The following is a 6,050-nucleotide window of genomic DNA, read 5'->3' as shown; positions in this document are numbered from 1 at the left end:
CCTCCCCGGCACCCGCCGAGACGAGCGCCGGGGAGGCGGTCTTCCGGTGTTCGGGTCGTGCGGCCCCGCTGCCGGCGTCAGGCGCGGCGTTTCTCGGCCATGTGGTCGGTGGCGATGAGGGCCTCCAGGGGGAGCAGCGCGGAGCCGGTGGCCACCGACGCGCCGCCGAACTTCGCCACCCGCAGCGTGAACTGACCGCCGGGCCGGGCCAGGCTGTGCCGCTTGATCGCCTCCGTGACGCGCTCCCCGAGCGACTCCATCAGCCGCAGCCCCACCCAGCCGCCGATCACGATGCGCTCCGGGTTCGTCAGGTTGACCAGCCCGCCCAGGGCGGTGCCGAGGCAGTCGACCACCTCCTCGACGATCTCGCTCGCGGCCGGGTCGCCCTCGTGCGCCGCGGCGATGAGCCGTCCGACGGCACGCCAGCCGGTGCCCTCGAAGACGCCCCCTGCCTCCTTCCACGCCGACAACATCGCGTCGGAGCCGAGGTAGGCCTCGACGCAGCCGCGGTTGCCGCACCGGCACAGCCGTCCGCCGCGTTCGATCACCGTGTGCCCCCACTCGCCGGCGCTGGAGTGCGAGCCGGACAGCAGCCGCCCCTCGGTGATGACGCCGAGCCCGACGCCGCGGCCGAGCAGCACGATCAGGGCGTGGTCCGCGCCCCGGGCGCCGCCGAACCAGGACTCCGCCCTGGCCTGCATCTTGGCGCCGTTCTCCGCGAGCACGGGGATGGGCCCGGCGTCGCACAACGACGTGACGGGGACGGCCGGCCAGCCGAGGCTCTGCGCGTAGAGCAGTTGCCGCCCGTCGGGGCCGGTCTCCACCACGCCGGGCAGGCCGAGGCCGATGCCGAGCAGGGTCGGCCACCGGTCGGCGTTGCGTTCGCGCAGCGCCGCCACGGCCTCGTGGATGTCGGCGCCGATGCGTTCGGGGTCCTCCTCGGTCGCGCCGCCGCGGAACTCCTGGTCGATGCGGTTCATCGCCAGGTCGAACATCTCCAGGGCGACGCCGCGCTCGCCGACGTCCGCGCCGATGGTGACGGCGCTGTCGGCCCGCGGGCCGATCAGCGTGATGGGCCGCCCGCCGCGCGAGGACACCGAGCCGCGCTCCTCGACGAGACCGGCGGCGAGCAGGTCGGTCACCAGGTTGGCCGCGGAGGCGATGGACAGTCCGCTCTCCTTGGCGATGTCCGCCCGCGTGGTCTCCTGCGCCAGGATCACGTGCTTGAGGACCAGGGCCCGGTTGCGGTGCCGCAGCGTGGTGACCGTGGACACCTCGGGCAGCGAGAGGATGGGCCGACCGCCGGGTTCGACGCTCATGAGTGCTTGATCCTAACGGGTCACGACGAGGGCACGCAGGCACGCGGGCCTGGTCGCGCGGACCACGATACGGTCGCGCCGCCAGGAGACCTCGAACGCCCCGGGGTCGTCGGAGTCGATCCGCCAGCCGGCCGGCGGGCCCGCCAGCGGGTAGTGCAGTTCCCGCCCGGCCGGCACGGTCACCGGCAGGTCCGTGTTCGCGGGCGGTAACTGCGCCGAGTGGTGCCAGCCGCCGGAGTCCCGCAGGCCCGCGAACCGGTCCTGGAAGGTGGGGGAGTCGTCCACGTACCCCCAGCCGGGGATGCGCAGCGGGGCGCGCCCGAACGCGGCGTTGACGATCTCGGGCCGCTGCGCGCAGGCGGGCAGCTCGACGCGGGCGATCAGCTCCTGGAGGATGTCCCAGGCCAGGCCGGGATCGACGGGCGTGGCCGGGTCGGCGATCAGTTCCCAGCCGGGGGGCGGCACGGCGGAGACGGGGGAGGTGACGGTGTCGAGCTTCTTCCACGGCCACAGGTTCCAGCCGATGTCGTGCTGCTCGTACAGGCGGTGCGCGGTGTAGATCCACTCCGGGCTGTTCTCGCCGCCCTCGCCCATGTAGACGGGCAGGCCGAGGCGGTCGCGGGCGTCCAGGTAGCGCTGGATGCTGGAGCGGTCGGGCGGGCACCAGTAGCGGTGGAACTGCAGGGCCGAGTTGGGGTCGATGACCTCGGTGAAGATGGACCAGTTCGTCGCCCAGTGGGTGCCCTCGTACATGATCAGGTGGTTCTGGTCCACGGCCCGGATGCTCGCGGTCAGCTCGTGATAGAGCGACAGGAGCTCCCGGGAGTAGAGGTCCTGCCACTCGTTCGGCAGCGGCTCGTTCAGCAGGTCGTAGCCGAGCACGACGGGGTCGTCCCGGTAGCGGCGGGCGATCTCCTGCCACAGGTGCACGGTCAGCCGCCGGTGGCGGTCGTCCATGAACAGTTCGGGTTTGTTGTCGGGGGAGTCGTCGATGTTGGTGCCGGTCTGTCCGCCGGGCGCCCCGTGCAGGTCGAGCAGCACCCGCAGGCCGTGGGCGCGGCACCAGCGCAGCAGGTCGTCGATGTGGCGGAAGCCGTCCAGGAAGTGGCCGTCCCCGTCCATCAGGACGCGGGCGTTGAGCGGCAGCCGGACGTGGTCGAAGCCGAGGCGGGCGATGGCGGCGACGTCCTGCTCGGTGATGAACGCGCGGCGGAAGCGGGCCCAGAACTCCGCGGCCCTGGCCGGCCCGACGAGCGACTCCACCCGCTCCTCGATCCGGCGGGGTGAGCTCATCTCGTCACCGAACTTCCACATGTAGCCCTCGGCCAGCAGCCAGTTGCCGAGGCCGACGCCGCGCAGCAGCAGCGGGACGCCGGCGCCGTCGAGCAGCCGGGGCCCGCCCGCATGGACGAATCCGGTGACGAGATTGCTCATGAAAGATCCCTTTTCATCTGAGGCCGGACAGCGTGAACCCCCGAACGATGGAGCGCTGGAAGAACACGAAGACGATCAGGACGGGCACGACCATGAGGGTCGCCCCCGCCATCTGGAGCGAGGGGTTGGTCGCGATCTGCCGGTTCAGCAGCGACACTCCGACCGAGAGCGGGTAGTGCCGCTGGTCATCGGCGATGATCAGCGGCCAGAGCAGGCTGTTCCACGACCCGATGAAGGCCAGGACGAGCTGGACCGCCATGATGGGCCGGCACACGGGCAGCACGATGCGGCAGAAGATGCGCGCCTCACCGGCCCCGTCCACGCGGGCCGCCTCGATCATCTCGGTCGGCACCGTGGAGATGAACTGCCGGAACAGGAAGACGCTGAACCCCGACACCAGCGTCGGCAGCGCCGCCCCGAGCAGCGTGTCGGTCAGCCGCACGCCGTTCAGCAGCAGGTACGTGGGGATCATGGTGGCCTGAACCGGGACCATCATGGTGGCGAGCACCAGGAAGAACAGCGGGCCGCGACCGCGGAAGCGGAACTTGGCGAAGCCGTAGCCCGCCATCGCCGTGATCACCACGCCCGCCATGCCGATCAGCACGAGGACGCACGTGTTGAGCAGGTGGGCGGCGAAGTCCAGCCGGCCGAACAACTGCGCGAAGTACTCCGGCGTGGGCTCGTGGGGCAGCAGGCCGGGCGGGTGACCGGTCGCCTCCGAGCGCGGCTTGACCGACCCGGACACCATCCAGAAGAAGGGAAAGGCCGTGATCAGGGCACCGACGCCCAGCACGGCTCCGACGACCGCGGTCGTCGCACGGGAGTCAGCTCGCATCGAGCCTCCGCGCCCGTACCTGGAGGAGGGTGACCGCGGCGATGACCAGGAACAGCACGAGCGTGCCCGCGCCGGCGTAGCCGAACCTGCCGGAGGAGAAGCCCTGCTGGTAGAGGAACAGGGAGACGCTGGTGGACGCGCCGAGCGGCCCGCCCTTGGTCAGCACGTACGGCTCGTCGAAGATCTGGAGCCAGGCGATGACCGTGGTGACGGTCACGAACACGATGGCGAACCGCAGCAGCGGGAGCACGATGGAGGTGATCCTGCGCAGCTCGGAGGCCCCGTCGAGGGCCGCCGCCTCCAGGTACTCGCGCGGGATGGCCTTCAGCGCGGCGAGGAAGATGATGATGTTCAGCGCGGTGCCCCGCCAGACGGCGACGACCGCGACGGACGGTTTCACCAGCGCCGGGTCCGTCAGCCATCGCACCGGCGGCAGCCCGGCGACCCCCAGCAGGTGGTTGAGCAGCCCGAACTGGGTGTTGTAGAGGTACCCCCAGACGAGCGAGACGGCGACGATCGCGGTCACGGCCGGCACGAAGTAGAACGCGCGCAGCGCCCGGAAGAAGCGGCCCTCGCTCCGGTTGAGCAGCAGCGCGACGGCCAGCGAGGTCACCACCACGGCCGGGACGCCGAGCACCGTGTAGACCCCGGTGTTGGCCATGGCCTGCCAGAAGGCCGAGTCGGCGAGCAGGCTGCGGTAGTTGTCCAGGCCGACGTAGCCGGCCCCGGCCCAGTCGCCCAGCCCCGCCAGGTCCAGGTCGGTGAGGCTGACCAGCAGGGCGACCGCGATGGGCAGGACGCCGAAGGCGAGCAGCAGAAGCATCGCCGGGGCGATGAAGGCGTAGGGGATGATCTGACGGCTCATGAGGCGGACGTCCCCCGCGTGGCAGCGCTCAGCTCGCGCAAGGCCGTGCCGGGGTCGGCGCCGGTCAGGACGATCGAGTTGAGCGCGTCCAGCAGCGCCTTGCCGGTGCGGCTGTCCCAGTCGGGCACCTGCGGCAGCGGCCTGGCCTCGGAGAGCTGCCCGGCGTAGACCGCGGCCTGCGGGCCGGCGGCGTGCCGCACCTCGTCGAGGGCGCTGCGTACCGCGGGGAGCTGGCCGTCGAGCCGGTACCAGGCGAGCTGGGTGCGCGGCTCGGACAGGAAGTCGAGCAGGCGCAGGGCGGCGTCCCGGTCGTGGCCGGTCCGCCACACGCCGAGGTGCGACCCGGACAGCAGGGACGTGTGGGTCACGTCCCCGGGGATCGGCGCGACCGCCCACCGGCCGGCGAGCTCGGGCGCGGCCTCGCTGATCGCGCCCGCCAGGTACGGCCCCGACACCAGCATGGGCGTCGCGCCGGACACGAAGCCCTGCACCTGGTCGAAGTCGCCGTCGGCCGGGACGCTGCCGTCGGCGTACAGGCCGGTGTAGAGGTCCACGGCCCGGCGGAAGGCCGGGTCGCCGAAGTCGATCCGGCGGTGGGCGTCCACGATGTCGCCGCCCATGCTCCAGGTCATGATGACGGGCAGGGCGCTGTCCCACTGCGGGATGAAGAACCCGTAACCGCCGCCGTCCCGCGCGGTCAGGACCTTGGCGTCGGCCCGGACCTGCTCCCAGGTGCGCGGCGGCTCGGTGATGCCCGCGGCGGCCAGGATGTCGGAGCGGTAGAACAGCACGCGGGTGTCGCTGCTCCACGGGACGCTCGACGCGTGGCCGCCGGACAGGGCCGTCCTGTCCACGAAGCCGCGCGCGGCCAGGCCGGGGTGGCCCTTCAGGGTCGGCCCGGCCAGGTCGAGCAGGGCGCCGGACCGGGTGTAGGCCCGCAGCTTCGACAGGCCGATCTGCAGCACGTCGGGCCCTTTGCCGGAGGCGACGGCGGTGGTGAACTTCTGGTCGATCGAGTCCCACGGGACGGCGACGGTCTCGACCCGGATGCGGGTCCGGGCGGAGAACGGCTCGACCAGCTCCTGGAAGCGGTCTGAGCTGTCGCCCATGATCCAGACGGTCAGCTCCCTGGAGGAGCCGTCGCCGGCTCCGCTGCAGGCGGTGAGCACGACGAGGCTCATGACGGCGATGAGGACGGTGCGGAGTCTGCTCATCGGGGGATGCCCCCTTTCAGGCGGCCGGAACGGAGTCCATGTCCTGGACGTTGCCGTGCGCGACGATGACGTCGCGGTACCAGTGCGCGCTGAGCCGGGGGATACGTTGCCGGGTGCGGTGGTCGACGTGGACGACGCCCAAGCGCTTGCTGTACCCATCGGCCCATTCGAAATTGTCCATGAAGGACCACACGAAGTAGCCGCGGACGTCGATGCCGTCCGACAGGGCGTGGGCGGCGGCGGTGAAGGCGCCGTCGAGGTGGTGGACCCGCTCGGGGTCGTGCAGGCGGCCGGCGGCGTGGACTCCGTCACGGTAGCCGGTGCCGGTCTCGGTGACGTACAGGGGCAGATCGGTGAAGTCGGCGGCGACCCGCGTCCTGGCG

At 71.8% G+C, this 6,050-nt stretch carries 6 protein-coding genes; all 6 read right to left on the bottom strand.

The window, feature by feature from the left end:
• Positions 1–77: 77 nt before the first annotated feature.
• Positions 78–1,319 carry an ROK family protein gene (locus tag FAF44_RS51560; protein WP_237110833.1) on the bottom strand — a complete coding sequence of 414 codons (1,242 nt, stop codon included), beginning with the start codon at positions 1,317–1,319 and terminating at the stop codon, positions 78–80.
• Positions 1,320–1,331: 12 nt separating this feature from the next.
• Positions 1,332–2,753 (bottom strand): glycoside hydrolase family 5 protein, encoded by a 1,422-nt coding sequence (locus FAF44_RS51555; RefSeq protein WP_237110832.1) that lies wholly within the window; start codon positions 2,751–2,753, stop codon positions 1,332–1,334.
• A gap of 13 nt (positions 2,754–2,766) precedes the next feature.
• Positions 2,767–3,588 (bottom strand): carbohydrate ABC transporter permease, encoded by an 822-nt coding sequence (locus FAF44_RS51550; protein ID WP_237110831.1) that lies wholly within the window; start codon positions 3,586–3,588, stop codon positions 2,767–2,769.
• Positions 3,578–4,453 carry a carbohydrate ABC transporter permease gene (locus FAF44_RS51545; RefSeq protein WP_237110830.1) on the bottom strand — a complete coding sequence of 292 codons (876 nt, stop codon included), beginning with the start codon at positions 4,451–4,453 and terminating at the stop codon, positions 3,578–3,580. Before FAF44_RS51545 ends, FAF44_RS51550 begins: the two co-directional genes overlap by 11 nt.
• On the bottom strand, positions 4,450–5,667 hold the full coding sequence (locus FAF44_RS51540) for an extracellular solute-binding protein (RefSeq protein WP_237110829.1): 1,218 nt from the start codon (positions 5,665–5,667) through the stop codon (positions 4,450–4,452). Before FAF44_RS51540 ends, FAF44_RS51545 begins: the two co-directional genes overlap by 4 nt.
• A 16-nt stretch (positions 5,668–5,683) precedes the next feature.
• Positions 5,684–6,050 (bottom strand): family 1 glycosylhydrolase (locus FAF44_RS51535; protein WP_237110828.1); only part of this gene is annotated, 367 nt, incomplete at its 5' end.

This window comes from Nonomuraea sp. MG754425 (assembly GCF_021699195.1).
Taxonomy (GTDB): Bacteria; Actinomycetota; Actinomycetes; order Streptosporangiales; family Streptosporangiaceae; genus Nonomuraea.
Note: the sequence above shows the minus strand (reverse complement) of the source record. Positions and strands in the feature narration are given on the sequence as shown.